This is a genomic window from Streptomyces sp. NPDC057565, from assembly GCF_042801455.1.
GTDB classification, from domain to species: Bacteria; Actinomycetota; Actinomycetes; order Streptomycetales; family Streptomycetaceae; genus Streptomyces; species Streptomyces yanii.
In genome coordinates, this window is the sequence record NZ_JBHVFU010000035.1 from 22,258 (window position 1) to 36,470 (window position 14,213).

The window sequence follows — 14,213 nt, forward strand, 5'->3', positions numbered from 1 at the left end:
TCTCCTTCACGGCGACGGCGGGCGACGGGATCGGTGCGTCACTCGGCCCTGCGGGCGAGGTCGGTCAGGACGGCCTCGATGAGGTTGCGGGCCAGGCCGACCTTGTACGCGTTGTCGCGCAACGGCCGCGCGGCGGACAACTCCGCGTCGGCGGCGACCCGGAAGCTGCCGGCCGCGGCAGGGGCGTCCCGCAGGGCGGACTCGGCGGCGTGGGCGCGCCAGGGCCGGGAGGCGAGGCCGCCGAGCGCGATCCGGGCCCCCTTGACGATGCCCTGGTCGACGTCCAGCGCGGCGGCGACGGAGACGTTCGCGAAGGCGTAGGACGCGCGCTCGCGGACCTTGCGATAGCGCGAACGAGGGGACGCCGCGGCGGCCGGCAGGGTGACCGCGGTGATCAGGGCGCCCGGGGGAAGCGCCGTCTCCCGGTGCGGACTCTCGCCGACCGGCAGGTAGAACTCGGACAGCGGGATCTCGTGGGAACCGTCCCGGGTTTCGTAGCGCACGACCGCGTCGAACGCGGCCAAGGCCACGGTCATGTCCGAGGGATGGGTGGCCACGCAGTGGTCGGTCCAGTCGAGGATCGCGTGGTTGTGGTGCTCTCCGGCGATCGCGGAACACCCGCTGCCGGGGCTGCGCTTGTTGCACGGCTGCGAGGCGTCGGCGAAGTAGCCGCACCGGGTTCGCTGCAGCAGGTTGCCGCCCACCGTGGCCATGTTGCGCAGTTGCCCGGACGCGCCCGCCAGCACGGCCTGGCTGAGCGCCGGATACCGCCGGCGCACCTCGGGATGGGCCGCCAGGTCGCTGTTGGTAGTTGTCGCGCCGATGACGAGTGAGCCGTCGGGCGCGTCGTCGATGCCGTCCAGCGGCAGCCGACGGACGTCCACCAGCCGGGTCGGCGTCTCGATTCCGTCCTTCATCAGGTCGACGAGGTTCGTTCCGCCGCCGAGGAACCGGGCGCCGTCCTCGTCGGCGACCAGAGCGAGGGCGTCTCGGACCCGGCTCGGCCGCTGGTAGCTGAACTCCTTCATCTCGCCACCTCCTCGCGGGCCGCCGTCTCGAGCACGGCCCGCACGATCGACGGGTACGCGCCGCAGCGGCACAGGTTGCCGCTCAGGCGTTCGCGCACCTCCTCGGCGTCCAACTCGCCCGCCGGCGCATCGGGTGAGACATCGGCGGTGATCGCGCTGGGCCAGCCCGCCGCGTGTTCGGCCAGCATGCCGACCGCGGAACAGAGCTGCCCGGGCGTGCAGTAGCCGCACTGAAGGCCGTCGAGTTGCACGAACGACTGCTGCAACGGTCGCAGTTCACCCTCGTACGCCAGACCCTCGACCGTTGTGACGTCCGAGCCGTCGACGGCGACGGCCAGTGTCAGGCACGACACCACACGCCGGCCGTCCAGCAACACCGTGCAGGCGCCGCACTGCCCACGGTCGCAGCCCTTTTTCGGCCCTGTGTGGCCGGTGTCCTCACGCAGCGCGTCGAGCAATGTCCGGCGATTGTCGACGTCCAGGCGGTGCGTCTTGCCGTTGACGTGAAGTCGTATCTCGCTGCGGGTACTTTCCGCCATTCCGCTTGCCCTTCCTCAATACAGCCAACCGTCGATCGGTAAGCCTCAGATCCTTCAGTTATTCAAGCAGCCCCTCCGCGAATTGATTTGCCTGATAGTGGCGAGCCCTTGCCTGATCCTCTCGATGATTTCGCGTCAGCCGGAGCCGGAACGGATGGCTGGACCGTTTCGCGGCGGCGGTGTTCAATCGGTCCATGCCGCTTGACGAACTCCGCACTCTGCTGGCGCGTCACGCCAGACCCGACGGAACGACCGCCATCGAGAACGTGAGGATCGGCCGGGAGGAGTCGGACGAACACCATGCCTCCATGAGTGGAACGGTCATGGCACTGATCAGCCAAGGCGCCAAGCGTCTCGCGCTGGGCGACCGCGTGTACGAGTACGGCCCCGGGCAGTACCTGGTCGCATCCGTCGACGTGCCCGTCACCGGCCGCTTCCTCGCTGTCACCCCGGAGCAGCCGGCGCTGGGACTGGGCCTGCTCCTGCATCCGTCGGACGTCGCCGAGATGATGCTGCAGACGGCGCCCGGCACCTTTCCGCCGCACGGCACGGCACCCCCCGCCATCGCCGTCAGCGACGCCTCCGACGAGTTCCTGGACGCCGTCGTGCGACTGGTGCGCCTGCTCGACCGGCCACGGGACAGGGACATGCTCGCCCCCCTCGTCAAACGCGAGATCCTGTGGCGCCTGATCACCGGCGAGCAGGGCGCGACGGTCCGTCAGATAGGTCTTGCCGACAGCAAGCTCTCCCATATCGCCAGAGCCGTGCACTGGATTCGCGAGAATTACCGGAAACCGTTTCGGGTGGAAGACATGGCAGAGCTTGTCGGAATGAGCGCGTCCTCCTTCTACCGGAACTTCCAGGCCGTCACCCGGATGAGCCCCATCCAGTTCCAGAAGAACATCAGACTCCATCAGGCCCGGCTCCTGCTGACGGAACACCCGAAAGACATCGCGTACATCGGATATCGCGTGGGGTACGACAGCCCGTCCCAGTTCAGCCGGGAATATCGACGCCTTTTCGGTGCGCCACCCAGTCAGGACGCTGTTCGATTCGCGATGGGCGCGGCCGGCGGCGCGGGCTGACAGACCGGAACGCGCGGCCTGCGCGCGGAGTAAACCAGGGCGGGAGGCAGGTTGCGGTACACCGTCCCGCTCGCGACCACTTCTTCGAACGCCCGGCGCAACTGGGCGAGCCTGTGGCGGCTCGGCGGGGCCCAGTGGGCGAACGTGTAGGTGAACTGCGTGTACACCCCGGTCTCGGACAGCACCGACGCGATGGCCGGTACGAGGGACTGGCCTTGCGGACCGGTGAACGCCGACCAGGGGAGGCTGCTCACCACGACGTCCGCCGCGCCAAGGCCCCGGTCGGCGAGGATCCGGGGCAGTTCCCAGGCGGACTCGGCGACCGTCTCGGCGCCGGGAAACCGCTCAACCAGATGCGCGGCGAGCCGTTCGTTCAGTTCGACCGCGATGTGGCGTCCGCGGCCTGCCAGTTTGTGTTGGATCGCCGCGGTGGCGGGTCCGGTGCCCGGACCGAGTTCCACCACCACGGGCTCGCCGCGCTCCGGCACGGCGGCGACAAGCCGCTCGACCAGCCGGGACGAACTCGGTATCAGGGAGGCCGTGCGGAGCGGACTGCGCAGGAACTCGCGGGCGAGAAGCACTGTTTCACTCATGCTGTGATCCTTGGGGTGTGGTGGGATCCGCGGCCGGCCGGCCGGACGGTTATCCGTTCCGCGGGAGAATCGGCAATTCGATTCAACCGCTGCGACCTGCGGAAACCATAGAATGATCCTCGCCACCCCTTGCACGATGCTCTATGGGGGTCCAGTCCGGATCAGGGAAGGACACCCGCGGGAGTACGCACGGCCTGACGCAGCCGGGCGGCGTCCCGGCTGGGGGGCGCGCCGAACTGGCGGCGGTATTCGCGGCTGAATTGCGACGGGTTGTCATAGCCGACGCGGTGGCCGACTCCGGTGACGTCGCCCGGGTGGGTGGCGAGCAGTAGCCGGGCCTCCTGCAGCCGGATCTGCTTCTGGAACTGAATGGGGCTCATCGCGGTCACCGCCTGGAAGTTGCGGTAGAAGGCGGAGACGCTCATTCCGGACATCCGTGCCACGTCCTCGACGCCGGAAGGCGCCTGGGACCTCTCATGTACACCGGCACGATGGCAGCCATCGTCATTGGCGGCGCCTCCACCATCGGCGGCACCGGCCTGGGCTACACCTACGGTATTTCCGGCGCTGCCATGGTCTTCGCGATCGGACTCGGCCTGCTGGCCCTGAGTATCTTCTTCTCCGCCCGGATCGCCCGGCTGCGCGTGTACACCGTGGCCGAGATGCTTTCGCTGCGTTACGGCGACGCTGCCAGCATCTCTTCCAGCATCGTGATGTGGCTTTACACGCTCATGGTGGTCGTGACCTCCACCATCGCCTACGCCAGTGTCTTCGGCGTCCTGTTCGACGTCCCGCACTGGGCTGCAGTCGTCATCGGCGGCACGATCGTCGTCGGCTACTCGGCGCTCGGCGGTATGTGGTCCATCACGCTCACCGACATGGTTCAGTTCGTGGTCAAGAGCCTGGGCGTGCTCGTCCTGCTGCTGCCCATCGCCATAGCCAGGGCCGGTGGTTTGTCCGCCATGGCCGACCGCCTCCCGCACGACTACTTCTCCGCGACCTCCATAGGCGGCCAGACCATCCTCACCTTCGTCCTGATCTACACCTTCGGGATGCTTATCGGGCAGGATATCTGGCAGCGGGTCTTCACCGCCCGCAGCGAGAAGGTCGCCGCCTGGGGCGGCACCGCCGCCAGCGTCTACTGTTTTGTCTACGCCCTGGCCGGAGCCTTCATCGGCATGGCGACCAAGACGCTCTACCCCCACCTGGCCAACGCCGACCAAGCATTCGCCACCATCGTCGAGCGCGCTCTGCCCACCGGCATCAAGGGCCTGGTCCTAGCCGCCGCACTGTCCGCGATGATGTCGACCGCCAGCGGCGCCCTGATCGCGTCCGCCACCGTCGCCAACAACGACATCCGGGCCCGGCTCCGCCGACTCGGTCGCCCCGAGGCCCCCGCTAGCCCGGATGACCACGACGAGATCAGCTCTAACCGGCTGGCCATCGTCATCCTCGGTGTGACCTCCATGGTCATCGCCTGCCTCCTCACAGATGTCCTCGAGGCACTCACCGTCGCCTACAACCTGCTCGTCGGCGGCCTGCTCGTGCCGATCCTCGGCGGTCTGTTCTGGCGGCGTGGAAACCTGCCCGGTGCCATGGCCTCGATGATCGCGGGTGGTGTCACTGTGATCACCTTCATGGTGACCGAAGGGCTCCTCGCCAACGAACCGATCTACTACGGCCTGCTCGCGAGCCTCGTCGCCTATGTGGCCGTCAGCCTCGCGACCAAGCCGACCGAGGAAGCCGTTGTCGAGGCATGGCGGCGCCGTATGGAAGGCGAGCCGTCCACCGCGCCGGAATTCAGCGCGGCCTGACACCGCGGCTGAGACAGCCGGCAGTGCACGCTCCGACGCCCAGCCCCATGCCCACCCGCCTGGGGCTCCGGCGGCCAGTAGCCCAACGACAGGACAGAAGGATCACCATGACCGAAGTGGCACCCTTTACCGAGCACCTCGTCAAGGCCACCGCCGAGGAACAGCGCCTGCGCCGCGAACTCGCCGCCGTCTACCGCCTCGTGGTGCACTTCCGGATGACCGACCTGATCTTCACCCACATCTCCGTCCGGCTCCCTGGACCGGAGCACCACTTCCTCATCAACCCCTACGGCCTGCTGTTCGAGGAAATCACCGCCTCGAACCTCGTCAAGATCGACCTCAGCGGCCACCCCGTCGAGGAAAACCCCCACCCCGTCAACCCGGCCGGATTCGTCATTCACAGCGCCATCCACGCCGCCCGCCCTGACGCACAGTGCGTCCTGCATACCCACACCAAGGCCGGCTGCGCCATCGCTGCCCAGGAGCACGGCCTGCTCCCGATCAATCAGATTTCCATGGAGTTCTACGGGAGGCTCGGCTACCACGACTACGAAGGCGTCGCACTCAACCTCGCCGAACAGCAGCGACTCGTCGCCGATCTCGGCGATCACCCGGCGATCATCCTGCGCAACCATGGCCTGCTCACCGTCGGCGAGACCCCCGCTCAAGCCTTCCTGCGCATGTACTACCTGGACAAGGCGTGCGAGATACAGACCACGGCCACGGCCGCCGGCACCGAGCTCATCACCCCGGACCCCGACATCTGCGAACTCACTGCACGCCAACTGACCGGCGACGACGACAGCTCCGACCACCAGGACGACCAGGGATACGACCTGGCCTGGGCGGCTCTGCTCCGGCTGGTCGAGCGAATCGCACCCGACTACAAACACTGAGGCGTTTCGAAACTCGGGCGGGGTGACGGCGGCGTTCCGCCCTCCCCGCGCACATGGCCGCATCCAGGTGAGGCGGCCCCAACACCGAGCGGATCGAGGGATCCTGGCGCTTGCCATGTCTTGTTCGAGTGGTGAGAGGCACTGGTGCATAGGTCGCCACTTTCCTGGGAGACGTTTGGACATGGCATGACATCGTGCTCGGGCGGCCGATCGCGGTGACGGTGCTGCGCGCCTTCAACCTCGACAAGGAACTGCTGGGACGGTTCAATCATGATCGGCCTCGGCGCTGCGCGTCGCCGACCGGCTGGAGGTCGGGATGGTGTTCATCAACGACGTCGAAGCGACGGGCCGGAGACACCGTTCGGGGACGTGGCTCGGCCCGGATTCGGACGGGGCGCTTCGACGTCGAGGATTTCGTCAACAGGGCACACACCACGTGCGCACGCAGTTCCCGGGCGCGTGGAGGACATGAACGAGGAGGAGCAGCGTGGCCGTCCCGACCGTGGCATCGCTCTGCTCGGAGTTGGGGCACCACCTGGTGCCCGTCGCGGGCGTCGAGGTCTCACGGACGGAGGTCACTGCGGTCCACATCAGCGAGCTGCTCGAGCCCGAGGCTTACCTCACGGGTGGTGAGCTGTTGCTGACCACCGGACTGGCGCTACCTGCTGAACCAGCTGAGGTGATGGCCTACGTATCGCGCGTACGGGAGGCACGGGCCAGCGCCCTCGTGCTCGGTCTCGGCCCGATTCACGCGACGCCGCCGGAGCCACTCGTCGACGCGTGCCGACAAGTGGGGGTGCCGCTTCTCGTCGTTCCTGCCGCGACCCCTTTCCTCACGGTCTCGCGGGCATACTGGACGGCCCGGACGCGGTCAGCCGAGGAGAAGCTGAACGACATCGTCGCTGCGCACAGGACGCTCGTGGAGGCAGCCGTCTCTCCTGACCCGGCAGCGGCAGTCCTGAAGAAGCTGGCACGGTGGCTCGATGGTTGGGCAGTGCTGCTCGATGCCACCGGTTCAGTCGACCTCGTACACCCCCTCGCACTCGGGGAAGAGCTGGGCGTGCTGGAGGCCGAGGTCGCACGGTTGGATGTCGCTGGAGTTCACTCATCAGCGTCCTTTCCAGTGGGCAACCACGTCGCTGCCGTCTTTCCGCTCGCCGCAGGAGACCGTGTGGTCGGCTACCTCGCGGCCGGATCCCGCCGCCAGCTCGACGCTGCACAGCGGCGAGTGGTGCTGACCGCTGCGGCTTTGCTCAGCCTTGATGCCGTCCGTCGCCAGCAGGTGGAGTCTGCTCGTGGGGCAACGCGCCGGTGCGTCGCGATCCTGGTGGACCTAGGCCTGGTGGACGCCGCCCGTCGGCTCGCCGCCGAGAGCGATTGCCCGGTGCCCACCCGTGAGGTCGCTGTGCTTGTCGGGCGGGCGCGAGACAGCGAGGTGCTCGTGGAGGCGGCTGAGCAATGGTGCCCGGCCGCACTTGCGGTAGCGGTTGATCGAACCACTGCGTGGTTCTTGCTGCCGGACCACCATGGGCCGCTTGACGACCTGCGCCGGCGACTCGACACGGTCGATCCCACCGCTGCGCTCATGTTGTCGGACCTGATGGCAGCCGCGAGTGTCGGCGCAGCGCGCGCGAGGTTGCAGCGTGAGGTGGTCTGCCTCGAGCAGGGACGATCGGCGTTTCCGCAGCAGGGCATCGCACGATTCGTTGCGCGAGCTGTCGACGAGTTCCTCGCCGCGGCGAGCCCGGAACACTGCGCGGCACTGGTCGCGTACCTACGGCACCGTGGTCAATGGGAGCCGGCGTCGATCGCGCTTGGCCTGCACCGCAACACCCTGCGGTACCGGGTCGCCCGCGCCACCGAGTTGCTGCGGCTCGACCTGGACGATCCGGACCTCGCGGCACAGACGTGGCTGGCCCTGCGGGCCCGCGGCGCCGCGGATTGAGCATTCCGACGAATCGCGCCCGGGATCCGGTAATTCATCCAGAGACGCGTACCTCCTGCCTCCCTAGGTTCCTTCTGAAAGACATGCCAGGAAAGGGACCACTATGACGATGCCAGAGCAGCGCCGGATCTTGGCCACGGCCATCCCCGGCCCGCTGTCGCTCGAGCGTCACGCAACGCGCAAGGCCGAGTTGGCGAACGGGCTCGGAACGACGATGCCGGTCTTCATCGACCGGGCGGGCGGTGGTGTGCTGGTAGACATCGATGGCAACCACCTCATCGACATGGCTTCAGGTATCGCGGTTACTTCGGTTGGCGCGTCACACCCCGAGGTCGTGCGACGAGTCTCCGAGCAGGTGGAGCGGTTTACGCACACCTGTTTCCTCGTGACCGAGTACGACGGCTTCGTGGACGTCGCGGCCGCACTCAATCGGCTAACACCGGGTGACCACGCGAAGAAGACCGCGTTGTTCAGCACCGGCGCCGAGGCGGTTGAGAACGCCATCAAGATCGCGCGCGCCGCGACCGGTCGTCCGGCGGTCGTAGTGCTGGGCCACGCGTACCACGGTCGCACGCTCCTGACGATGTCGATGACGTCCAAGAACGTCCCCTACAAGGAGGGGTTCGGCCCGTTCGCGACGGAGGTCTACCGGGTCCCGTCGCCGTATCCGTACCGGTGGCCGTCAGGCCCGGAGCGGGCTGCGGAGGAGGCGTTCGAGGCGCTGAAGGAGATCGTCACGAGCCAGATAGGGACCACGAACGTCGCGGCGATCGTGGCCGAGCCGATCCAGGGTGAGGGTGGGTTCATCGTCCCGCCGCCGGGCTATCTCAAGGCGGTGCAGGAGTTCGCCAACGAGCACGGCATCGTATTCGTCGCCGACGAGATCCAGACCGGCCTCGCGCGGACGGGAGCGATGTTCGCGTGCGAGCACGAGGACGTCGTACCCGACCTGATCACGACGGCGAAGGCCCTCGCCGGCGGCATGCCGCTCGCGGCGGTCACTGGCCGTGCCGAGATCATGGACGCGGTCGCGGCCGGCGGACTTGGCGGGACGTACGCCGGTAACCCGGTCGCCTGCGCCGCTGCTCTCGGCGCCCTGAAGGCCATCGAGTCCGAGGGGCTGGTCGCCCGGGCGCGCGAAATTGAGGAGCGGGTCCGACTTCGACTCGAGGAGCTCGTCGCCCCGTTCTCGGTCGTCGGTGAAGTCCGGGGCAGGGGTGCGATGATCGCCCTGGAGTTCGTGAGGCCCGGCACCACCGAGCCGGCGCCCGAGATTGCGAAGGCGGTCGTCGAGCGCTGCCACCAGGAAGGAGTCCTCACGCTCCTGTGCGGCACCTTCGGCAACGTGATCCGGCTGCTGCCGCCGCTGGTGATCCCGATGGACCTCCTCGACGAGGCGGTCGACGTGCTCGTGGACGCCGTCAGGAGCGTCGCATGAGCGTCACCTCCTTCGACCCGCGGACGGGGGCGGTCATCGCCACCGTTGCCGACACGAGCGCCGACGAGCTGCAAGCCGTGCTGGCGGCGGCCTCCGCCGCCGCTCCGCAGCTGGTGGCGACCAGTCCGGCCGAGCGCCGCACCTGGTTGCACGCCGTCGCTGACGCCCTGGAGCTGCACCGCGACGACCTCGCCCGGCTCGCCGACCAGGAGACCGCGCTGGGCCTTGAGCGGCTGACCGGTGAGGTCACCCGGGCGGCCGGGCAGCTTCGGTTCTACGGCGACGTCGCCGCCGAGGGCTCCTACCTCGAGGTCACGGTCGACGAGCCAACCGCCACCACGCCCAGGCTGATCCGGACCAACCGGCCGCTCGGCCCGGTCGCGGTCTTCGGTGCCAGCAACTTCCCGTTCGCGTTCAGTGTGCTTGGCAACGACACCGCCATGGCACTCGCCACAGGCTGCCCGGTCGTCGCCAAGGCGCACCCGGCCCACGCCGGGCTGTCGATGCGGCAGGCCGAGATCGCCCGAGAGGCACTCGCCGGCGCCGGCGCCCCCCGCGGGACCTTCGCCGCCGTCAGCGGTCACCAGGTCGGCGTCGACCTGGTCAAGGCACAGGAGATTGCCGCGGTCGGTTTCACCGGGTCCCAGGCAGGTGGCCTAGCGCTGTGGCGGATCGCCAACGAGCGCGAGGTCGTCATCCCGGTGTACGCCGAGATGGGCACGGTGAACCCGGTCGTCGTCACCCGTGCGGGTGCTGCCGACATCGACGCCGTGGCGAAGGGCCTCGTCGGATCGTTCACGCTCGGCAGCGGCCAGTTCTGCACCAAGCCCGGGCTCCTGCTCGCGCCGAAGGACTCTGGTGCGGCGCAAGCCGTCGCTGCCGCACTCCGTGGGGCCGAGCCCGCGCCCGTCATGCTCACCGAGGCGATCGCGCAGGGTATCCCGACCGGCATCAGGGAAATGATTGCCGCTGGCGCCGAGCTGATCGCAGAAGTGGCACCTGCCGAAGGCGCGACAGGTTGGGCAGCGCCTGCCGCTGTCCTCGCGGCCCCCGCCGATGACCTGACGCCGGGCAGTCGGCTGCTGGAGGAGACCTTCGGAGCGGTCGTCCTCGTGACCGAGTACGACGACGACCGCGCCCTTGCCGACGCCGTACGACGACTGCAGTGCTCGCTCGCGGCGAGCGTCTTCACCGGCGGAGCCGACGACGTCCAGGCACCGGGTGTCGTCGCGCTGTTGAGCGGCAAGGTCGGCCGCGTTGCTGTCGACGAGTGGCCGACCGGGGTGGCGTTCACCTGGGCGCAGCAGCACGGCGGGCCGTGGCCGGCGACGTCCGCGCCTGCGGCCACCTCGGTGGGTGCCTATGGCCTCGCGCGTTTCGTCCGACCGGTCGCCTACCAGTCCGCCCACGACGCCTGGCTCCCCCCGGAGGCACAGGCCGCCAACCCGTGGGGCCTCCCGCGCCGGGTGAACGGCGTGCGCGGATGAGCCGCCCGCTCGATGGTGTCCTCGTCGCCGACTTCAGCCGGGTCCTCGCGGGTCCGCTCGCCGCGGCAACCCTCGCCGACCTCGGCGCCGAGGTGATCAAGGTCGAGCGCCCCGGCGTCGGAGACGACACCCGGCACTGGGGGCCGCCTTGGACCGATCCGGACGGCACGTCCAGCTCCTACTTCGAGTCCGCCAACCGGTCCAAGAAGTCGGTCGAGCTCGACCTCAGTGATCCCACCGACCGCGCGGTGGCCCACGAGCTCGCCGCGCGCTGCGACGTCCTGATCGAGAACTTCAAGGCTGGCTCGCTCGACCGCCACGGCCTCGGGTACAACGCGGTAGCGGCCCGCAACCCCGGCGTCGTCTACGCCTCGATCACCGGGTTCGGCAGCAAGGAAGGCGCGGAGCTCGCCGGCTACGACTTCCTCGTGCAGGCCGTCGGCGGGCTGATGAGCATCACCGGGCAGCCCGGAAAGCCGATGAAGGCCGGTGTGGCGCTCGTCGACGTCCTCACGTCCAAGGATGCGGTCGTCGGGATCCTCGCCGCCCTCCGCGCCCGCGAGTCCATCGGCCACGGCCAGCACGTCGAGGTCAACCTGCTCTCGAGCCTGCTCGGTTCGCTGGCCAACCAGGCGTCGTCGTACCTCGCTACGGGGAACGCGCCGGGCCCGATGGGCAACCGGCACCCGTCGATCGCGCCCTACGAGACCCTGGGCGCCATGGACGGCCATATCGCGATCTGCTGCGGCAATGACGGGCAGTTCGCCCGGCTCGCGGCTGCCGTCGGCATGCCCGGGCTGGCCGACGACCCGCGGTTCGCCACGAACGGCGACCGGGTCGCGCACCGCGACGCCCTCGTCGCTCTCCTCGAGGATGCGCTCGCCGCTGACACCGTGGACGCGTGGGTCGAGCGGCTCTCGGCAGCCGGCCTCCCTGCCGGCAAGGTCGGCACCGTCGCCGACGGCTTCGAGCTCGCGGCCCGGCTCGGCCTCAAGCCCACGGTTGACGTGGGGGAGGGGCGCTCCCGCCAGGTCCGCAGCCCGTTCACCCTCTCGGCCACCCCCGTGACCACCTACACCGCTCCGCCTCGCCTTGGCGAGCACAACGACGACGTACGAACCATGCTGAGCCGGAAGACCCAGGAGAACCCGCGATGAGCACCCCGACCAACCTCCCGCCCTTCGCCCCGCTGGACCCGGCGGGCATCGACGACCTGCTGACCGAGGACGAGAGGGCCGTGCGCGCCACGGTACGTCAGCTGTGCGCCGACCGGATCGACCCGTACGTCGCCGACTGGTTCGAGCAGGGCTACCTGCCCGACGTGCGTGGGTTGGCCAAGGAGCTCGGCTCGATCGGCCTTCTCGGGATGCACCTGGAGGGCTACGGCTGCGCGGGCATGTCCGCGACCCACTACGGCCTGGCTTGCCTCGAGCTCGAGGCGACCGACTCGGGCATTCGCTCGCTGGTCTCGGTCCAGGGCTCCCTCGCGATGTTCGCGATCTGGCGCTGGGGCTCGGAGGAGCACAAGACCGAGTGGTTGCCGCGGATGGCCGCCGGTGACGCGATCGGTTGCTTCGGCCTGACCGAGCCCGATGTGGGCTCTGACCCCGGCAACATGCGCACCCGCGCCCGCCGCGACGGCTCCGACTGGGTCCTTGACGGCCGCAAGATGTGGATCACCAACGGCACCGTCGCGGACGTCGCCGTCGTGTGGGCCCAGACCGACGAGGGAGTCCGTGGTTTCGTCGTGCCGACCACGACGCCAGGGTTCTCCGCACCCGAGATCAAGCACAAGCAGTCGCTGCGGGCGTCGGTCACGAGCGAGCTGGTCCTCGACGGCGTCCGGCTCCCGGAGTCGGCGGCCTTCCCGGAGGTGCGCGGCCTCAAGGGGCCGCTGTCCTGCCTGAACGAGGCGCGCTACGGCATCGTGTGGGGCGCCATGGGTGCCGCGCGGTCGTCACTGGAGGCGGCCCTGGACTACGCCAACCAGCGGATCCAGTTCGGCAAGCCGATCTCGGCGTTCCAGCTGACCCAGCAGAAGCTCGTCGACATGAACCTGGAGTACACCAAGGGCCTGCTCCTCGCGCTGCATCTCGGCCGCCGCAAGGACGCCGGCACGCTGCGCCCCGAGCAGGTCAGCCTTGGCAAACTCAACAACGTTCGCGAGGCACTGGAGATCTGCCGGACCGCGCGCACGGTGCTTGGCGCCAACGGCATCTCACTCGAGTATCCCGTCATTCGGCACGCCAACAATCTCGAGTCGGTCCTCACCTACGAGGGCACCGTCGAGATGCACACCCTCGTCGTCGGCCAGGCGATGACCGGCCACCCAGCGTTCCGCTGACCCCCAAGCCCGCCGACCGCGGCAACGCTCGAAGTCGTTACCACCGCCGCGGTCGGCGGACCTCAACCACCCCTAACGTCCCACGGGAGTACGTCCGTGACCGGAATTCACAAGGTCGGCATTGTCGGTGCCGGCCAGATGGGCGCAGGCATCGCCGAGGTATGCGCCCGTGCAAGCCTCGATGTCCTCGTGTGCGAGACCGACCCCGAGCGGGTCGACGCAGCCAGGAGCCGGGTCAGTGGCTCGCTCGGTCGAGCCTTGCGCAAGGGTAAGCTCACCCACGAAATCCACGACCGGGCGATCGCCCACCTGGACTACACCGACGACCTTGCAGGCATGGCCGACCGGGACCTCGTCATCGAGGCCGTCGTCGAGGACCACCATGAGAAGGCTGAGCTCTTCGCGGCCCTCGACAAGGTCGTCCGCTCCGATGCGCTCCTGGCGTCGAACACGTCTTCCATCGCGATCATCAACCTGGGCATGGCCACCGGTCGTGCTGACCGGGTCGTCGGAGTGCACTTCTTCAACCCGGTCCCCGTCATGCCGCTCGTCGAGATCGTGACGTCGCTCAAGACATCGCCGGAGACCATCGAGACGATCACCGACTTCGTCGCCTCCGCGCTCGGCAAGCAGGTCATCACGTCGACCGATCGGGCGGGCTTCGTGGTCAACGCGCTCCTCGTTCCTTACCTGCTCTCCGCGATCCGCATGCTCGAGTCCGGATTCGCATCTGCCCGCGACATCGACGCCGGCATGCGGCTGGGCTGCGCCCACCCGATGGGACCGCTCGAGCTGGCCGACCTGATCGGTCTCGATACCACTGCCGCCATCGCCGAGTCGATGTACGAGGAGTTCAAGGAACCGCACCTGGCGCCGCCCGCTCTTCTCCTCCGGATGGTCAAGGCACAACAGCTGGGCTGCAAGTCCGGCCGTGGCTTCTTCGAATACGCTTGACGGAACTCGTCCCCATCTGTGAGGTTCGGCAGGGCTGTCACTGGGATGTTGGGCTTCACCTGTCACTGACATGAAGACACGTGTGTACTG

11 protein-coding genes and 2 pseudogenes are annotated in these 14,213 nt (G+C 68.6%); 9 read left to right on the forward strand and 4 right to left on the reverse strand.

Annotated elements, in window-relative coordinates; translation table 11 throughout:
• Positions 1-38: 38 nt before the first annotated feature.
• Both ACFU8W_RS36065 and ACFU8W_RS36070 read right to left on the reverse strand, forming a co-directional pair.
• On the reverse strand, positions 39-1,028 hold the full coding sequence (locus tag ACFU8W_RS36065; protein ID WP_384046660.1) for an FAD binding domain-containing protein: 990 nt from the start codon (positions 1,026-1,028) through the stop codon (positions 39-41).
• A complete protein-coding gene (locus ACFU8W_RS36070; protein ID WP_384046663.1) occupies positions 1,025-1,567 on the reverse strand; it encodes a (2Fe-2S)-binding protein in 543 nt (180 codons plus the stop codon). Before ACFU8W_RS36070 ends, ACFU8W_RS36065 begins: the two co-directional genes overlap by 4 nt.
• Positions 1,568-1,761: 194 nt before the next feature.
• Here ACFU8W_RS36070 and ACFU8W_RS36075 point away from each other — a divergent pair, with 194 nt between their 5' ends.
• Positions 1,762-2,652, forward strand: coding sequence for an AraC family transcriptional regulator N-terminal domain-containing protein (locus ACFU8W_RS36075; protein WP_384046666.1), 891 nt, complete (start codon positions 1,762-1,764; stop codon positions 2,650-2,652).
• Here the strand turns inward: ACFU8W_RS36075 and ACFU8W_RS36080 are convergent.
• On the reverse strand, positions 2,604-3,245 hold the full coding sequence (locus ACFU8W_RS36080) for an SAM-dependent methyltransferase (protein ID WP_345509809.1): 642 nt from the start codon (positions 3,243-3,245) through the stop codon (positions 2,604-2,606). The genes ACFU8W_RS36075 and ACFU8W_RS36080 overlap by 49 nt on opposite strands.
• Positions 3,246-3,406: 161 nt before the next feature.
• A pseudogene (locus ACFU8W_RS36085) lies at positions 3,407-3,706 on the reverse strand (helix-turn-helix transcriptional regulator); the annotation flags it as partial.
• On the opposite strand from ACFU8W_RS36085, the pseudogene ACFU8W_RS36090 reads away from it, so the two are divergent.
• The 8 genes and pseudogenes from ACFU8W_RS36090 to ACFU8W_RS36125 form a co-directional block, all read left to right on the forward strand.
• A pseudogene (locus ACFU8W_RS36090) lies at positions 3,692-5,059 on the forward strand (sodium:solute symporter); the annotation flags it as partial. The pseudogenes ACFU8W_RS36085 and ACFU8W_RS36090 overlap by 15 nt on opposite strands.
• A 107-nt stretch (positions 5,060-5,166) precedes the next feature.
• Entirely contained in the window at positions 5,167-5,955 is a 789-nt protein-coding gene (locus tag ACFU8W_RS36095) for a class II aldolase/adducin family protein (protein ID WP_384046670.1), read from the forward strand.
• A gap of 487 nt (positions 5,956-6,442) precedes the next feature.
• A complete protein-coding gene (locus tag ACFU8W_RS36100) occupies positions 6,443-7,900 on the forward strand; it encodes a PucR family transcriptional regulator (RefSeq protein ID WP_384046673.1) in 1,458 nt (485 codons plus the stop codon).
• A 103-nt stretch (positions 7,901-8,003) separates the two neighbouring features.
• Positions 8,004-9,338 carry a 4-aminobutyrate--2-oxoglutarate transaminase gene (gabT, locus tag ACFU8W_RS36105; RefSeq protein WP_384046676.1) on the forward strand — a complete coding sequence of 445 codons (1,335 nt, stop codon included), beginning with the start codon at positions 8,004-8,006 and terminating at the stop codon, positions 9,336-9,338.
• Positions 9,335-10,825: an aldehyde dehydrogenase family protein gene (locus ACFU8W_RS36110; protein WP_384046679.1), complete on the forward strand. Its 1,491-nt coding sequence runs from the start codon at positions 9,335-9,337 to the stop codon at positions 10,823-10,825. The genes gabT and ACFU8W_RS36110 overlap by 4 nt, the downstream gene beginning before the upstream one ends.
• On the forward strand, positions 10,822-11,982 hold the full coding sequence (locus ACFU8W_RS36115) for a CaiB/BaiF CoA transferase family protein (protein WP_384046682.1): 1,161 nt from the start codon (positions 10,822-10,824) through the stop codon (positions 11,980-11,982). The genes ACFU8W_RS36110 and ACFU8W_RS36115 overlap by 4 nt, the downstream gene beginning before the upstream one ends.
• Positions 11,979-13,169 (forward strand): acyl-CoA dehydrogenase family protein, encoded by a 1,191-nt coding sequence (locus ACFU8W_RS36120; RefSeq protein WP_384046685.1) that lies wholly within the window; start codon positions 11,979-11,981, stop codon positions 13,167-13,169. The genes ACFU8W_RS36115 and ACFU8W_RS36120 overlap by 4 nt, the downstream gene beginning before the upstream one ends.
• Before the next feature lie 96 nt (positions 13,170-13,265).
• On the forward strand, positions 13,266-14,123 hold the full coding sequence (locus ACFU8W_RS36125; protein ID WP_384046688.1) for a 3-hydroxybutyryl-CoA dehydrogenase: 858 nt from the start codon (positions 13,266-13,268) through the stop codon (positions 14,121-14,123).
• The last annotated feature ends 90 nt before the right edge of the window (positions 14,124-14,213 follow it).

Bases quoted from the DNA above. Each gene is read 5' to 3' on its own strand.
- ACFU8W_RS36115 (WP_384046682.1), top strand. From the start codon at position 10,822: ATGAGCCGCCCGCTCGATGGTGTCCTCGTCGCCGACTTCAGCCGGGTC.
- ACFU8W_RS36080 (WP_345509809.1), bottom strand. From the start codon at position 3,245: ATGAGTGAAACAGTGCTTCTCGCCCGCGAGTTCCTGCGCAGTCCGCTC.
- ACFU8W_RS36120 (WP_384046685.1), top strand. From the start codon at position 11,979: ATGAGCACCCCGACCAACCTCCCGCCCTTCGCCCCGCTGGACCCGGCG.
- ACFU8W_RS36075 (WP_384046666.1), top strand. From the start codon at position 1,762: ATGCCGCTTGACGAACTCCGCACTCTGCTGGCGCGTCACGCCAGACCC.
- ACFU8W_RS36065 (WP_384046660.1), bottom strand. From the start codon at position 1,028: ATGAAGGAGTTCAGCTACCAGCGGCCGAGCCGGGTCCGAGACGCCCTC.
- ACFU8W_RS36070 (WP_384046663.1), bottom strand. From the start codon at position 1,567: ATGGCGGAAAGTACCCGCAGCGAGATACGACTTCACGTCAACGGCAAG.
- ACFU8W_RS36095 (WP_384046670.1), top strand. From the start codon at position 5,167: ATGACCGAAGTGGCACCCTTTACCGAGCACCTCGTCAAGGCCACCGCC.
- gabT (WP_384046676.1), top strand. From the start codon at position 8,004: ATGACGATGCCAGAGCAGCGCCGGATCTTGGCCACGGCCATCCCCGGC.
- ACFU8W_RS36110 (WP_384046679.1), top strand. From the start codon at position 9,335: ATGAGCGTCACCTCCTTCGACCCGCGGACGGGGGCGGTCATCGCCACC.